Raw genomic sequence first — 14,354 nt, 5'->3', positions numbered from 1 at the left:
CGCGACCGCGGCCGGACCCGGGGCTCGTACGGGCGGTGGCGCCCGTCAGTCGGCGGCGGGCTCCGGCTGCGAGGAGGCGACGACGTCGTTGGCGGCCGGAACGACGGGCGGGGCGGCGCCGGCGGGCAGCGCCTCGACGGCCCGGGCGAGGGCGTCCCCGAGTCCGTCGTACATGTTGATGACGGCATCCACGCCGGCGCGGCGCATGGTGTCGGCCTCGTCGTCGAAGGTCGCCACGGCGATGACGCGGCCCTCGAAGCTGGAGCGGTTGAGCCACTCCAGGACGTGAACATTGGCGCCGGGCTCGGGCATGGCCAGCACGGCCCTGGTGACGTGGACGGCGTCGAGACGGTCCCAGAACTCCTGGTCGGTGGCATCGGCCTCGAGAATGTTGTAGCCCTGCTCAGCGAGCGTCTCGACCTTGGAGGCGTCGTTGTCGATCCCCAGGACACCGGCCTCGCCGTCGGCGTACAGGCGGGTGTAGGTGGCGCGGCCGACGCGCCCCATGCCGAAGACGACCGTGCGCACGCCCAGCAGGTTGAGCGGGCGCTCCTCGGGGTGCAGCGTGCTGGAGGGCCGGTGAGGAAGGCGCCCGGCCATCCAGCGCACAAGCCCTGCGGGCTTGCGGTTGACGATGGAGGACACGATGAAGGACAGCGCCAGGGCGAGCGAGACGGCCGCCGTCCAGCCCCCGCCGAGCAGGTTCTGGCGCACGGCGACGCTGACCACGATGAGCACGAACTCGCTGTAGGCCGTCATCGCCAGCCCCGTCATCACCGAGGTGCGCCTGCGCATGCGCATGAGGCGCACGACGACGGCGTAGACGACGGCTCGCACCGGCAGCAGCACGAGCAGCGCCGCGGCCAGGACGAGGGCGCCGGCGCCGGGGATCCCGTCCATGCCGATCGCCAGGAAGAAGCCCACCAGGAGGAGCTCCTTAATGGTGAACAGGGCGCTGGAGAGCTCCTTGGCGGCGGGGTGGGAGGCGAGCAGGGCGCCCATAATGAGCGCGCCGAGGTCGCCGTCCAGGCCGAGGATGTCGAACAGGAGGTATCCGGGCAGCAGCGCCATGGACATGCCGAACAGGGTGCGCATCTCCCGGTGGTCGATGCGGTTGAGGACCTTGCCGAAGAGCCTGGAGGCGGGCCACAGGGCGACCAGGGCGAGCGTCCACGGGCTCGGCGGCTCCTCGGCGCTGAAGGTTATGTGGGCGACAGCGGCGATGTCCTGGGCGACCAGGACGCCGATGGCGATCCGCCCGTACAGGGAGGCGGCGTCGTCGCGGTCCTCCAGGAGCTTGACCACCACGACGGTGGAGGAGAAGGACAGGGAGAAGCACAGCGCCACCGCGCCGGCGGGGGTGACGGTGTCGACCCGTAGGCCGACCAGGAGCAGAGGGCCGACAAGGGCGGCACTCAGTGCCGTCAGCAGCACTAGGGTGGCGGCCGCGGTTCCGGCCACCTCGCGGCGGGCGAGGACCCTGAGGTCGAGCTTGAGACCGATGGTGAACAGTAGCACCGCGACGCCCAGGTCGCCCAGGGTCTGGACGAAGTCGAGGGTGGGCAGATCGGAGGCGCTCAGGACGAAGCCGGCTGCCAGGAAGCCGACCAGCGGCGGGAGGCGCAGCAGGGTGGCCGCGAAGTCGAGGACGACGACGGCGAGCAGGTAGATGGCTGGAACCACATGCGCCTCTTTTTTCATGCCGGGCTCGGCGTCGCTGAAACTCCTCGTCAATCGCTGCTAACCGCGCGGACGGGCGGACTATTCCGCCGTGTCGGCGCGCGGGAGGGCCCACCGCATATGGCATGACAGTAGAATGACTCAATGTGACGTCAGACAGACTTGACTCGACGTCAGAATAGTGTCAGCATGGCGCCATGCATGTGAACGGTTATGCCGAGATCCTGAGCCGAACGCTGCTGGAGACCTCCTCCCTGGGCGACGAGCGCACGCAGGAGGTGGCCCGCTCGCTGATGGCGGCGCTGGATCCCGCGCTGCGGCTCGTTGCGCTCCAGATGCTGACCGATGCCGCCGAGGAGCTGAACGATGAGCTCGACGGCGAGCGCGTCACCGTGGTCATGGACGGTCCGGCGGCGCGCTTCATGGTGACCCAGGCGGCGCCTTGGGAGGCCCGGCCCGATCAGCAGGGGCGGGCCGCGTCCGGGCGCCCCGGGGACCAGGAGGACCAGGAGGACCAGGAGGTCCGTACCACTCTGCGCCTGCCGGGATCCCTCAAGCGGGATATCGACGCCGCGGCCCAGGCGCAGGGCCGGTCCCTGAACGCCTGGATGATCGAGGCCGCCCGCGACGCCCTGACGCGTCCGGGCGCAGCCGGGCCCGACGGGGCGTCCCGGGGCGCCCGTCGTCGGGACCCGGGAGCCGGCGGCACCGGCATATCCGGATCGACGTTGAGGGGGTGGCTGGGATGACCCCGCCTCATCGGCGAACCGGAGCCGCGCTGCACCAGTCCCGCCCTGACGCACCCGACGCAGAAGGAGAGAGAGCCCATGTCCATCTGGACCTTCGAGCTGCCCGAGGACGCTGAGCCCGTCCTCTGCCTGGATCTGTCCTCATTGAGCGTGGTGACCTCCCCGGGCGTCGGCGGAACCATTGCCGTGGAGGCCGAGGCGCGCCTGGAGCCTCTCCTGGACGTCACCGCCGATGGCGCCATTGTGAGCGTCCGTCAGACCGCTCTCCTGGGGCGGGACGGGCTCGGCGGCATCTGGCCGTGGGGCTGGGGCTCGTACGCACCGCGCCTGCGCATTACCGTGCCGCAGGGAACCAGGCTGGAGGCCCGCCTCGACGCCGGCTCTTTGACCGCCGCCCACCCCTGGACCCGGGTCCAGGTGCACACGAGGGCCGGGTCGGTGCGCCTGGGGCCCTGCGACAGCGCCCGGGTGCATGCCGACGCCGGCTCCGTCACCGTCGCCTCGCTTCACGACGGCAGCGTGAGCGCCCAGGCCGGGTCGGTGCGCATCGGCACCACCACCGGTCCGGTGTCCGCCCGGACCGAGGCCGGCTCGGTGAAGGTCATGGAGGCCCGCGAGGGCTCCCTGGACCTGGTCACCGAGATGGGCACAGTCAATGTCGGAGTGCCCGAGGGCACGGCCGTCCTGGCCGACTGCCGGTCGGAGATCGGACGGGTCACCACTGACCTCCTGCGCCACGACCGCCCCGAGGACTTCGACAGGCGCCTGGAGCTGCACGCCCGCACCTCCATGGGCGCCGTTCGCGTGCGGCGCGTGTGAGGCCCGGCCCGCGGGGGCTCAGCGGTCTCCGCGGCCGCGGAAGCCCCGGTTGCCGCCGAAACGGCCCTGGCCGCGGTCCTCGCGCCGGGACCGGAACCCGTCGCGGCCCCCGCGCCGGTCCTCCCAGCGACGGCCACCGCGGTGCCCGCCCCGGTCCTCCCAGCGCCTGCCGCCCTGATCGTCGCGGCGGCCGTCGCGGTCGCGGAAGCCGCGGCGGCCGTCCTGACCATCGCGATCCGTCCAGTGCCTGTCGCCGTCCTCGCGCCGCGGACGGAAACCGCGTTCGGGACGCTCGCCCCGGTCCTCCCAGTCGCGCCGGCGCGCGCGCCTGTCGTCCCCGCCCGGGCCGGACCAGCCGTGGCCCGGCCCCTGGTCCGGGCGAATACGCAGCTCGCGGCCGCCGAAGGTCGCCCGACCCATCGTCTTGAGCTGCTCGGAGCTGAGGTCGGCGTGAATGGTCACCAGGGAGAAGGACTGGAGGATGTCGATCTTGCCGATGTCGGAGCCGCTGATGCCGCCCTCATTGGCCAGGGCCCCCACGATCGCGCCGGGCAGGACGCCGTCGCGGTGCCCGACCTCGATGCGGTAGACGGTGCCGGTGCCGTCCTCGTGGCGACGACCGCCGCGGCCCCCGAACCTGCCCTCGGCGCGGTCCCCCCGGCGCGGGCGACGATCCTCCCGGTCCCGCCCGCCCTCGAAGGAGGCGGACACGAAGGCGCCCTCGGCGTCGAGGTGCTCCTCGCGGCGGCCGCGCTGGCGGGGGCGGTCGTCGTCCTCCCGGCGGCGCGGGCCGTCGTCGCCCACGGCCAGGGCCAGCAGGGTGGAGGCGAGCTCGGCGGCGTCGATGCCCAGCTCCTCGGTCCTGGCCTCGACCAGGTCCCGGTACATGGACAGGCGCCCGCGCCCGTGGCGGGCGGCGGCCCTGTCGAGAAGCTTGCGGGCCCGGTGGGAGGAGACGTCGGCCGGGGACGGCAGAGTGATCTCCTCCAGCCTCGTGCCGGTCAGGCGCTCGATCTGGCGGAGCTTGCGCTTCTCCTTGGGGGTCAGGAAGGTGACGGCCTCGCCGTGGCGGCCGGCGCGCCCGGTGCGGCCGATGCGGTGCACATACGCCTCCGCCTCGCGGGGCACGTCGAAGTTGACCACCAGCCCGATGCGGTCCACGTCCAGACCGCGGGCGGCCACGTCGGTGGCGACGAGCACGTCGAGGGTGCCGGTGCGCAGGCGCTCCACCAGGCGCTCGCGCTCCCGCTGGGGGACGTCGCCGGAGATGGCGGCGGCCTGGATGCCGCGGCCCGCCAGCTCGATCGCCACGTCCTCGGCGGTGGACTTGGTGCGCACGAAGACAATGGCGGCCTCGGCCTCGGTGACGGCCAGGACGCGGGAAACCGCGCCGATCTTGTGGCGGAAGGGCACGACCGCGTAGGTCTGGTGGACGGTGTCGACGGTGGAGGCCTGGGGGGAGACCTCGATCTGGACGGGGTCGACCAGGTGCTGGCGGGCCACGGCCTGGATGGCGGGCGGCATGGTCGCGGAGAACAGGGAGGTGCGCCGCTGCTCGGGCAGGGAGGCGGCGATGGTCTCGACGTCCTCGGCGAAGCCCATGCGCAGCATCTCATCGGCCTCGTCGAGCACGAAGTAGCTCACGTCGTCCAGGACGAGGGCGCCCTTGTCGATGAGGTCGATAATGCGCCCGGGGGTGCCGACGACGACCTGCGCGCCGTCTCTGAGCGCACCGATCTGCGGGCCGTAGGGGGCGCCGCCGTAGACGGCGACGACGTCCAGGCCGCGCGAGCGGTGCGCCATGTCGGTGATGGCGTCGGCGCTCTGGAGGGCCAGCTCGCGGGTGGGCGCCAGGACCAGGGCCTGGACGGCGGGCTCGCGGGCGTCGACGGCGTCCAGCAGGGGCAGGCCGAAGGCCGCGGTCTTGCCCGTGCCGGTCTGGGCGACGCCGACGACGTCGCGGCCGGACATGAGCACCGGGATGGCCTCGCGCTGGATGTCCGTGGGCGTCTTGTAGCCCATGTCGGTCACGGCCTTGAGCAGGTCGGCCGGCAGGCCGAGGTCGTCGAAGGTGACCTCCTCGGGGGCCTCGGCGTCCGGCCCGGCCCCCCCGGCCTCCTCGGGGGCGCCGTCCTCAGTAGTGCCGGTGTCGATGAAGGGGGCGTGGCCGTCGACGTCGTCCTCGTCGATGTCCTCCCCGGTGTCCTCCTCGCCGTCGTCGGAGTCGTCCTCGCCCTCGGGATCGGCCTCGGGCAGGCCCCGGTCGACGTCGTCGGCCTCCTCGGCGTGCTCGACGTCCTCGGGGTCCTCCGGCGAGTCCGAGGAGGCGGGCGTCGCGAAGAAGTCGGGGGAGGCGGTCGAGGAGGTCTCGACCGTATGGGGTGCAGCGACCCCCTCGGCGGTGGCCGCGAGCTCGGCGTTGAAGAGGTCGTCGAGACCGAGCGGGCCGCCCGCCTCGTCGGAGGACGCGGAGGGACCAGTGCTGGTGGCAGTCATGAAGTTCTTCCCGTATCCGGCCCATGGTGGGGCCTGTTGCGGAGTGTGGGGGAGGGCCGCTTGCCCTCCGCTCTTGCCGCACCGCGCCCACCACACTCGCCCTGCGCCGTGGCGCCCCAAGGGGACGACGGCGGCTGACGGGCTTCACGCACAGACTCACGGACTTCCGCCGGTCGCGCCCGCGAGCGCGGGCGACCTGGCAGGCTCCGAACGGGGCTCGCAAATGCGGATCGCTCCTGCACCAAAGCCTAGGGGAGGAGTTCGGCGCCAGGGGCCCTCCGACCCACGTGACGCGCAATGTCACACGTGAGGCCCGTCTCTGCGCGTGCTTATCGGCCCAGCAGGCGCAGGATCCTGGCGCGCAGGTCCTGGAACTGCGTCGAGTTTGCCGAAGGGCTCGTCCAGGAGGAACAGGCGGGGGCGGTTGACCAGGGCCCTGGCCGGCGCCGCCCGCTGCGCCATCCCGCCGGACAGGGTCGCGGGATAGGCCTCCGCGAAGTCGCGCAGGCCCACGAGCTCGAGCGCGGCGGTGATGCGGCGCCCGTCGGCCTCCACGACGCCGGTGCCTGGCGTTGAGCACCCGCAGCTCGGCGGGCTTGACCGTCTCCGCCTGGTGGCGGGCGCGGGCGGCGGGGGAGACCGTGCGCGCCCGCGCGGGGATCCAGCCGCGGTCGGGGTCGTGGGAGAGCGGGTAGAGGTACGTCACGCCCTCGAGGCGGACCCGGGCGCCGCGGGGAGTGGGGGGGCCGGAGGACTGCGCGCCCGCTGCTCCCGGTGGAGCGCTCTGCCCTGCCGACGAGCTCGGCCGTCATGAGCGCGGCCAGGCTCGTGCCCAGCCCGGTGAACAGGCCAGTGAGGATGTCGGGCGGGGCCGAGGGGATCGCCACGCGCGCGACGAGGAAGCCGTCGCGCGCGCCCAGCGTGCGCGTCACGTCGATGAGGGGTCGGGGCACCGGGTGCCCGCCCGCGTCATCGTCGCCATGGGGAACCAGGCGCCGAGGGCCATGATGAAGGAGGCCGGCAGGTACGTCGTCGGCAGGACGAGCACGGCCAGGGGCGGCAGGGCGCTGGCTGGGACCGGACCGACCGTCTCCAGCAGCGGGTGCAGCCAGTAGTCGGCCCGCGGGGGCCAGCCCATGAGCAGTCCGGTGACGAGGCCGACGGCCGAGCCGACGAGGTAGCCCACGAGGAGCAGCAGCCCGGAGGAGGTCATGCACTTGGCCGGCAGGGTCCAGTCGTCGGCGAAGGCCGCGATGAGCACCTCGGGGGCCGCGAAGTAGGGCGGGGCGAGCAGGCCGGACTTCCTGGTCGACGGCTGCCATATGAGGAACCATCCGCCGCTGGCGGCGATCCACGGCAGGCGGTGCGCGAGGGCGCGGGCGGTGGCGGGCATGGGCGTCTCCTGTCGGTGGATGCGGGGGCTTCGTCCGGTGAGGAGAGAAGAGCTGTCAGGCGCGTGCGCGGGCATGATCGGATCCGGCCGGCCCATGGCCCGCAACTCGGGTCGGAAGGACCGGTGCGCTCCCGGAGCGGGCACGGGGGACGGGCGCCGACTCTCAGGGCCGCGTCCTCAAGGGGGCTCGCCGATCGCCCGCGTCTTGCGGACGGCAGGGGTCAGAGCGTCTGACAGCGGCGACACATTCGGGGCTCGCACATGGCGGCGGGCACCGGTGCGCCGCGCGCGCGGCGAGTCATCGACATGCGTGCCATGGGCGGGACACTGCGCTCCTCGGCGCGGGCGGCACGAGCCGCGGCGCCGCGGTGTGGGTCACGGCCGGAGCCGGTGGGCCCGCTCGGAGGAGTCGCGGCTCGTCTGCTCGGCCCTCGCCACGCAGTTGTTACAGAGATGAGACCTTCGCGGCGGGGAGCCCGGTGGAGGCCCTTCCGAACCCCGGGAACTGAGTTGTGAAGGGCGTCATATCACTGTGATGGCGGGTGGCCCGGGCGGGAGCGGGCGGCGGCGACGGGCGGGCCGTGCGCCCGGTGCGGTGACCCGGACCGGGCGATCGGCCCGCCTGCGGTTTCGGTGCCGCCTGTGGTGGCGATACGATCTTCTTCGCCGGTCACCGTTCGGTCACGGTCCTCGTACCCGGCGGGAACGGCCTCCATCGCCGCAGCAGCTCTCGAGCTCTCGCGACAGACCCGTATCCAGTGAACCATCGACGAGAGCCACCGTATGACACGTCCACAGCGCTGCACGGCCTCGCGCCGCAGGGTCGGGTTCTCTGCGCGCGCCGCGTTCGTGCTGCCCGCGGTGGCGACAGCGGCACTGACGACGGGCGCAGGCGGTGCCGCGGCGGTCGGGGCCGACGCCGTCGCCCCCGGCTCCCCCTCGGTTCTCGCGGCTGCCGACGCGGGTGGTCCTGCGGAGGGCAGGTGCGAGGAGGACGCTGCGCAGGTCGTCACCGGGGCGGCCGATGGTGCCGGGGCCTCCTACGGCCCGGAGGAGTCGGTTCGTCTCACCGGCAGCGGCTGGTGCGCCAACGGCCGCCTTCTGCAGGGAGAGCGGAGTGTGCGCGTGCGCCTTGTCGCCGTGGGCGGCTACGCCTCGCAGGAGGAGATCGTGGTGCCCGTCACGTTCGTCGACGGCGCTTTCGACGCCACTGTGCAGCTCGGCGGTCTCTACGCCCTGTCGGGCCAGGGGCCCGGCAGCTACTACCTCTCCGTCACCGTGGACTCCCGGCAGTACGTCGGCACCGGCCAGTTCCAGATCGCCGAGTCCGCGTCGCGGTCTGCCGACCAGTCCGCCTCAGAGCCGACGACTGCCCCCGAGCCCGCGGGCCAGGCGGACGCGGCGGATGGGGCGGAACCCGCTCCGGAATCGGCCCAGGAGGCCATGGCGGCCCCCGGGCCCGCCTCGGAGCCGGATGGTGAACCCGTTCCGCGGTCTGCCGACCAGTCCGCCTCAGAGCCGACGACTGCCCCCGAGCCGGTCGACGACGTCGAGCCCTCCCCACAGCCCGATCCGGAGCCGACCCCGGAGCCGACGCCGTCGCCCGGCCCCGCAGAGACGCCTGCTTCTCCGCCGGCGCCCGACGCCCCGGGTGGGCCCGCCGCGCCTCCCGATCCGCCGCGCTCAGAGCCGACTCCCGCCGGGCCCTCGGGATCGACATCTCAGCCCGGCGGCGGAGGCTCCGACGGCGAGCGGCCCGTGCCGCCGGGTTCCCAAGACGTCCCGGGCGGGCCGAGCGGCGCCCCTGCGGATCCGGGGACCGGGCCCGCTCCGGAGCCCGGGACCGAGCCCACGGCGGACACGGGGGCGGGCAGGGGCCGCCCGACGACGAAGCCCGCGGCTCCCGTCGCCGACGCGAGCCAGCTCGACGCCTCCAACGCCGGCTCCCTGTCGGGGACTCGGCGCGGCAACACCGTGTCGCTGATCCTCCCCTCGGACAAGGCCAAGAAGGACGACTGGGTCGCGGTCTTCCTCTTCCCCGACGAGTCGACTCCGGGGTGGACGCAGGTCGATGCCAGTAACTCCGTGTCGATCGACGTGTCCAACCTTGAGGCCGGCACCTACCAGCTCGCCGTTGGCGATAGGGACTCCCACCTGCTTGGATGGGCCCAGCTGGAGATCACGACAGCCGCCGCGGACACCTCCGAGCCGGCGAGGATGACGGTCGGTACCGCGTCCGTTCCTCAACCCGGCGTGCTGGGGCGGGACGACTGGATGCTCGTCTCCGCCGGAGGTCTCCTTCTGGTGGGCGCGGCGTCCTTCCTGATCCTCGCGAGCCCGACGCTGACCGGTCGTAGGCGGTAAGAGCGTACGAGACAGCAACGAGTCAGTGAAGAGGACGCAGACGGAATCGCGATCGGCGCGCAGGTCCCCCGGAAGAGGGGCCTGGCGGTGCCGCATCTTTCTCGGGTGCCGTGCGGCCGTGGCGGTGTGCGCGCTGGTCGTGGTGTCCGTGCTGGCTCTTGGCATGACGCGCATGGCGCATCCCCTGGCGTCGGCCGCGGAATCCGGCGACTCGACCACCGGCACGGCGTCGACGGTCAGCCCCTCGACAGTGGCTGTGGGCGGTACCCTGACCTACACGCTGTCCGGGTTCCCCCCTGGGGCCACCATCCAGATCTCGGTTGACGACGGCATGCTCAGCGCCCAGGAGGCCATCGGCGCCGCGACGATCAACAAGGACGGAGTCACCTCCGGGGCCGTCGAGCTGCCCGGCTATGTCGCCAAGGGCTCCCACTGGCTTCGGTTCGACGTCTCCGCCGGTCCGGATATTCCGACCAATGAGGTCCGTACCCTGGACTACACGAACAAGAGTCCCTACTTCACCGTCGGCGACGTGACGATTATCGGCGGCTCCGCCACGACCTCTGCGACCGCGAGCGAGTCGGCGCCGGCCGCCGACTCGACGCCCTTCGACTCGGGGGCCGCGGACTCCGCGACGGCGGGCGCCGAGACGGCGGGCGCCGAGACGGGCGACTCCCGCACGACCCAGGTCGAGATCGTCTCCGGCGGAAGGGAGACGCAGCCCGCGGTCGAGATCAGGGACAGCACCTTCCCCTATGTGGGCGCGTCCCTCTTCCTGCTCGCACTCCTGCTGGTGCTGCTGGCCGCCGCCGTCGTGCTGAACCGCCGTCGGCGCGCCGCCAGGGAGATGTCTGGAGAGTGATTCCGGGGGCGCTGGTCCACTCCGGTCCTCGCGGTCGTACCATCCTCCTCGCGAGGCGGGGCGTGTCGGCCTGATCACCTTGGCGGCGCCTGGTGAGCGGAGGACCGGGGTCGGCATAGGATCGCAGGCGGCGCCCGCTCATCTCGCGGTGCGCACCGCCGGGCGCCGGGGACGCGCCCCCAATGGTTTAAGGAGATCAGCACCGTGCTGCGAACCCGCTACGCCGGATCCCTGCGACCCGCCGACATCGGCGACACCGTCACCCTCGCCGGCTGGGTGGACCGGCGCCGGGACCACGGCGGCGTCGCCTTCATCGACCTGCGCGACGCCTCGGGAATCGCCCAGGTCGTCATCCGCGAGGAGATCGCCCACGACCTGCGCGCCGAGTACGTCCTGGCGGTCACCGGCGAGGTGACTCAGCGCCCCGAGGGGAACGCGAACCCGAACCTGCCCACCGGCCAGATCGAGGTCGTCGTCTCCGACGTCGAGATCCTCAATCCCGCGGCCCCGCTGCCCTTCCAGGTCTCCGACCACGCCGAGGACGCTGGTCGGGCGGGGGAGGAGGCGCGGCTGAGGTACCGCTATCTCGACCTGCGGCGCAGCCCCATGCAGCACGCCATCCGCCTGCGCGCCAGGGTCAACCAGGCCGCCCGCCGGGTGCTGGACTCCCACGACTTCGTCGAGATCGAGACCCCGACCCTCACCCGCTCCACCCCCGAGGGCGCCCGCGACTTCCTGGTGCCGGCCCGCCTGGCGCCGGGCTCCTGGTACGCCCTGCCGCAGAGCCCCCAGCTGTTCAAGCAGCTGCTCATGGCGGCCGGGATGGAGCGCTACTACCAGATCGCCCGCTGCTACCGCGATGAGGACTTCCGGGCCGACCGCCAGCCCGAGTTCACCCAGCTGGACGTGGAGATGAGCTTCGTCGAGCAGGACGACGTCATTGCGGTGGCCGAGGACGTCCTCAAGGAGATCTGGGCCCTCATCGGCTACGAGCTGCCCACCCCGATCCCGCGCATGACCTACGCCGACGCCATGGAGCGGTACGGTTCGGACAAGCCGGACCTGCGCTTCGGCTGCGAGCTGGTGGACCTGACCGGCTATTTCAGGGACACGACCTTCCGCGTCTTCCAGAAGCCGTACGTGGGCGCCATCGTCATGCCCGGCGGCGCCTCCCAGTCCCGCCGCACCTTCGACGCCTGGCAGGACTGGGCCAAGCAGCGCGGCGCCAGGGGACTGGCCTACGTCACCCTCGCCGAGGACGGCGCGCTGGGCGGACCGGTGGCGAAGAACATCACCGATGCCGAGCGCACGGGCCTGGCCGAGGCCGCCGGGGCGAAGCCGGGGGACTGCATCTTCTTCGCCGCCGGCGACGCGGATGCCTCGCGCGCCCTGCTGGGGGCCGCGCGCCTGGAGATCGGCAGGCGCTGCGGCCTTGTCGACGACGGCGACTGGGCCTTCGTGTGGGTGGTGGACGCCCCCCTGTTCAAGCCCTCGGCCGAGGCCAGGGCCGATGGGGACGTCGCCCTGGGCGAGTCCGCCTGGACCGCGGTGCACCACGCCTTCACCTCGCCCAAGCCCGAGTGCCTGGACACCTTCGACGCCGACCCCGGCAGCGCCCTGGCCTACGCCTACGACATTGTGTGCAACGGCAACGAGATCGGCGGGGGATCCATCCGCATCCACCGGGCGGACGTCCAGGAGCGCGTCTTTAAGGTCATGGGCGTCGACGAGGCGCAGGCCCGGGAGAAGTTCGGCTTCCTGCTGGACGCCTTCGCCTTCGGCGCCCCGCCGCACGGCGGCATCGCCTTCGGCTGGGACCGCATTGTGTCCCTGCTGACCGGGGCGGAATCCATCCGCGACGTCATCGCCTTCCCGAAGATCGGAGCGGGCTGGGACCCGCTGACCGACGCGCCCGCGCCGATCACCCCGGAGCAGCGCAAGGAGGCCGGCGTCGACGCCGAGCCGGAGCCGCCGGCGCAGTCGCGCCGAGCCTGAGCGGCGGGCGATCGAGTCGTGGGGGAGCACCTCTGGCGGGCGCTCCCCCACAATGCTACTCAGCTGCGTGAGCGCAACTCGTACTTCACCGGTGCGCGGGCCATGTGCCCTGGGCCCTGATGGACTGGGCGGGTTCCAACTTCGGGGCGCACGACGCTGCGGTAGCCGAGGCGACACCGGAGGGGACTGAACGATGACGATCGAGACCGATATCCCCGGTGACGCATCGGGACTTATCTCTCTGGGGTCGTGGCTCGGCTCCGCTCCGGGGGATGCTGTGTCGGGTGCGGGTATGCCTTCGCCATGTGAGGTCGTTGATCGGGTCCGAGTGGCAGGGTGCTACCGCTGAGTACGAAGGTCTGACGGTGTCCGGGACGACGACAGGATCGCCGCCCAAGACGTGGGCAATGTCTATGCATTGTTCAGCAGCGCTTTCCGGGGGCGTCGAAGACCCTGGTGGGTGCGGGCTGGCGTGATCGCGAAAAATCCGGAAGGCACGCCGACCGGTATTGTCGGGACCGTTGTTCTCCCGGTGTTCGGGGTCATGATCGCCGCATCGAGCGTCTACCGTTCGTCTCGTCTCAAGTGCGGTGGGCTCATTTTCCGCCATCACGTTCTTGGTCTCATTCTTCCCAATCATGCGCTTCTTCCCGGGTGTGCCCATCTTCGTCGGTCTCCTGCTTCTGCCTTCTTCGTGTTGCGGAGGCGGCATACCGTTGGGCCCATCTTCTTCGACGCCGGAGGGTTCGGCTGGTCCATATACGGAAGGCGCTTCTCTGCGAAGCGGAATGATATTGTGTTGCTCAGTTCGTCTGGGGAGTGGCAACAGTGCCCCCAGCGCGTGACGGTAGTCGCGCGTCCGGGGGCGGTCGCTGCGAGGCCGAGGGCTCCTCGTTTCGTTTATCGCCGGCGAGCGCCCTGGAAGAACTGGGCCCCGGGGCTGCAGGCCCTGGACATCCAGTGCGGCCGATGCCCCCGATGGCGAGACGGCGCAGAAGCGGGCCGCGGAGTAGCTCCTCGGGCGGTGGAGGGCCCGGATATACTGCTCCCGCCCGTGCTCAAGAGCACGGGAATCATCATGGTCTTGGCAGGATTCACCATCTTCGCGCTCCTCGACGAGAGCGATGCGCCCGCGGAGATCATAGCGGGCCTCCTGCTCATCATTGTCGGATATGCCGCCTGGAGCCTCGGGCTGGAGTGGAGCAGGCGTCGGCGTATCCGCCACCCCGGGGGTATCTAATCCCTGCTTTCTGGTCGAGCCGATTCGCATGTGCTACCGGGACCCCGCCATGCGCGGCGGGAAGGTTTACGAATCATGCGCTGCCGCGGTCGCAGTTTTCAAAGACATGCACGGCGGTCCGCAGATACCCGCATAACGGTACGGCGCAGCCCGCTGAGGGTCCCCGACGTCGTCGACCACCGCAGTCCGACTTCCTCAGGGAGGCCCTCATCAGGAAATGCGCGGCATCCGTGTGCGCCAGTAGCCCACCAGGGCGGCCGTCAGGGCCACCGGCCACAGGAGCATCGGCGCGTAGCACAGAGCGAAGACGGCCGTCTGGCCCGCGTTCATGCCCTGGACGGGCGTCCATGCCGGCGGGTCGCTCAGAATGGCCAGGCCGAACAGGAGCGCGACCCCGTAGATATGGCTGGAATTAAACAAGATCGGTGTGTGGCGGTGTGACTGGGAGGTGCTCGAAGTCGTAGTCGAAGGTGCGGTTGGTGATGTAGGCGGTGAAGGCCGCGAAGGTGTTCTCCGGGGTGTGGGGGTGGAGGTTGGCGATATTGTTCTTGGCGGCGTTCCACACGTGTTCTGTGGGATTGTGATCGGGGGCGTACGGGGGCATGTAGATAGGCATGATGCGCTCCAGAGCCTGGCCGGGGGCATAAAGATCGTTCAAAGCCTTGGCGTGGTGGAACCTGGCGTTGTCCAGGACGACCGCGATCTTCTTTTTCTCATCGGTCTCGCGCGCCAGGCGACCCATCATGAGGGTGATCT

General features: G+C 71.6%; 12 protein-coding genes. 6 read left to right on the top strand and 6 right to left on the bottom strand.

From position 1 onward, the window contains the following. Positions 1–45 precede the first annotated feature (45 nt). On the bottom strand, positions 46–1,683 hold the full coding sequence (locus O145_RS07470; protein WP_043561887.1) for a cation:proton antiporter family protein: 1,638 nt from the start codon (positions 1,681–1,683) through the stop codon (positions 46–48). A gap of 194 nt (positions 1,684–1,877) precedes the next feature. On the opposite strand from O145_RS07470, the gene O145_RS07465 reads away from it, so the two are divergent. Beyond that, entirely contained in the window at positions 1,878–2,429 is a 552-nt protein-coding gene (locus O145_RS07465) for a toxin-antitoxin system HicB family antitoxin (RefSeq protein ID WP_084682451.1), read from the top strand. Between the two features lie 78 nt (positions 2,430–2,507). Continuing rightward, complete coding sequence (locus O145_RS07460) at positions 2,508–3,248, top strand: DUF4097 family beta strand repeat-containing protein (protein WP_043561884.1); 741 nt, start codon at positions 2,508–2,510, stop codon at positions 3,246–3,248. Between the two features lie 18 nt (positions 3,249–3,266). On the opposite strand, the gene O145_RS07455 is transcribed toward O145_RS07460, so the two are convergent. The 3 genes from O145_RS07455 to O145_RS17205 form a co-directional block, all read right to left on the bottom strand. Next, positions 3,267–5,744, bottom strand: coding sequence for a DEAD/DEAH box helicase (locus tag O145_RS07455; protein ID WP_043561881.1), 2,478 nt, complete (start codon positions 5,742–5,744; stop codon positions 3,267–3,269). Positions 5,745–6,044: 300 nt separating this feature from the next. Further along, positions 6,045–6,299, bottom strand: coding sequence for an ATP-binding cassette domain-containing protein (locus tag O145_RS19730; protein WP_052374817.1), 255 nt, complete (start codon positions 6,297–6,299; stop codon positions 6,045–6,047). A gap of 373 nt (positions 6,300–6,672) precedes the next feature. Next, complete coding sequence (locus O145_RS17205; RefSeq protein ID WP_052374815.1) at positions 6,673–7,137, bottom strand: ABC transporter permease; 465 nt, start codon at positions 7,135–7,137, stop codon at positions 6,673–6,675. A gap of 783 nt (positions 7,138–7,920) precedes the next feature. Between O145_RS17205 and O145_RS19025 the strand changes: the two genes are divergently transcribed. The 4 genes from O145_RS19025 (at position 7,921) to O145_RS07425 (ending at position 13,598) form a co-directional block, all read left to right on the top strand. Continuing rightward, positions 7,921–9,501: a hypothetical protein gene (locus O145_RS19025; protein WP_229118423.1), complete on the top strand. Its 1,581-nt coding sequence runs from the start codon at positions 7,921–7,923 to the stop codon at positions 9,499–9,501. A gap of 172 nt (positions 9,502–9,673) precedes the next feature. After that, positions 9,674–10,363 carry a hypothetical protein gene (locus O145_RS07435; RefSeq protein ID WP_229118422.1) on the top strand — a complete coding sequence of 230 codons (690 nt, stop codon included), beginning with the start codon at positions 9,674–9,676 and terminating at the stop codon, positions 10,361–10,363. Positions 10,364–10,567: 204 nt separating this feature from the next. After that, complete coding sequence (gene aspS, locus O145_RS07430; RefSeq protein WP_043561879.1) at positions 10,568–12,358, top strand: aspartate--tRNA ligase; 1,791 nt, start codon at positions 10,568–10,570, stop codon at positions 12,356–12,358. A 1,054-nt stretch (positions 12,359–13,412) separates the two neighbouring features. Further along, the gene (locus tag O145_RS07425) at positions 13,413–13,598 is read left to right on the top strand and encodes a hypothetical protein (protein WP_156966651.1); all 186 of its coding nucleotides are present in this window, start codon (positions 13,413–13,415) and stop codon (positions 13,596–13,598) included. Positions 13,599–13,808: 210 nt separating this feature from the next. On the opposite strand, the gene O145_RS18060 is transcribed toward O145_RS07425, so the two are convergent. After that, entirely contained in the window at positions 13,809–14,018 is a 210-nt protein-coding gene (locus O145_RS18060; protein WP_156966650.1) for a hypothetical protein, read from the bottom strand. Further along, positions 14,011–14,354 (bottom strand): transposase (locus O145_RS07415; protein WP_229118421.1); only part of this gene is annotated, 344 nt, incomplete at its 5' end. The genes O145_RS18060 and O145_RS07415, both read right to left, overlap by 8 nt.

The organism is Actinomyces israelii DSM 43320, from assembly GCF_000711965.1.
Classification (GTDB): domain Bacteria; phylum Actinomycetota; class Actinomycetes; order Actinomycetales; family Actinomycetaceae; genus Actinomyces; species Actinomyces israelii.
Note: the sequence above shows the minus strand (reverse complement) of the source record. Positions and strands in the feature narration are given on the sequence as shown.

Bases quoted from the DNA above. Each gene is read 5' to 3' on its own strand.
- O145_RS07465 (WP_084682451.1), top strand. From the start codon at position 1,878: ATGCATGTGAACGGTTATGCCGAGATCCTGAGCCGAACGCTGCTGGAG.
- O145_RS07460 (WP_043561884.1), top strand. From the start codon at position 2,508: ATGTCCATCTGGACCTTCGAGCTGCCCGAGGACGCTGAGCCCGTCCTC.
- O145_RS07455 (WP_043561881.1), bottom strand. From the start codon at position 5,744: ATGACTGCCACCAGCACTGGTCCCTCCGCGTCCTCCGACGAGGCGGGC.
- O145_RS17205 (WP_052374815.1), bottom strand. From the start codon at position 7,137: ATGCCCGCCACCGCCCGCGCCCTCGCGCACCGCCTGCCGTGGATCGCC.
- O145_RS19025 (WP_229118423.1), top strand. From the start codon at position 7,921: ATGACACGTCCACAGCGCTGCACGGCCTCGCGCCGCAGGGTCGGGTTC.
- O145_RS07435 (WP_229118422.1), top strand. From the start codon at position 9,674: ATGGCGCATCCCCTGGCGTCGGCCGCGGAATCCGGCGACTCGACCACC.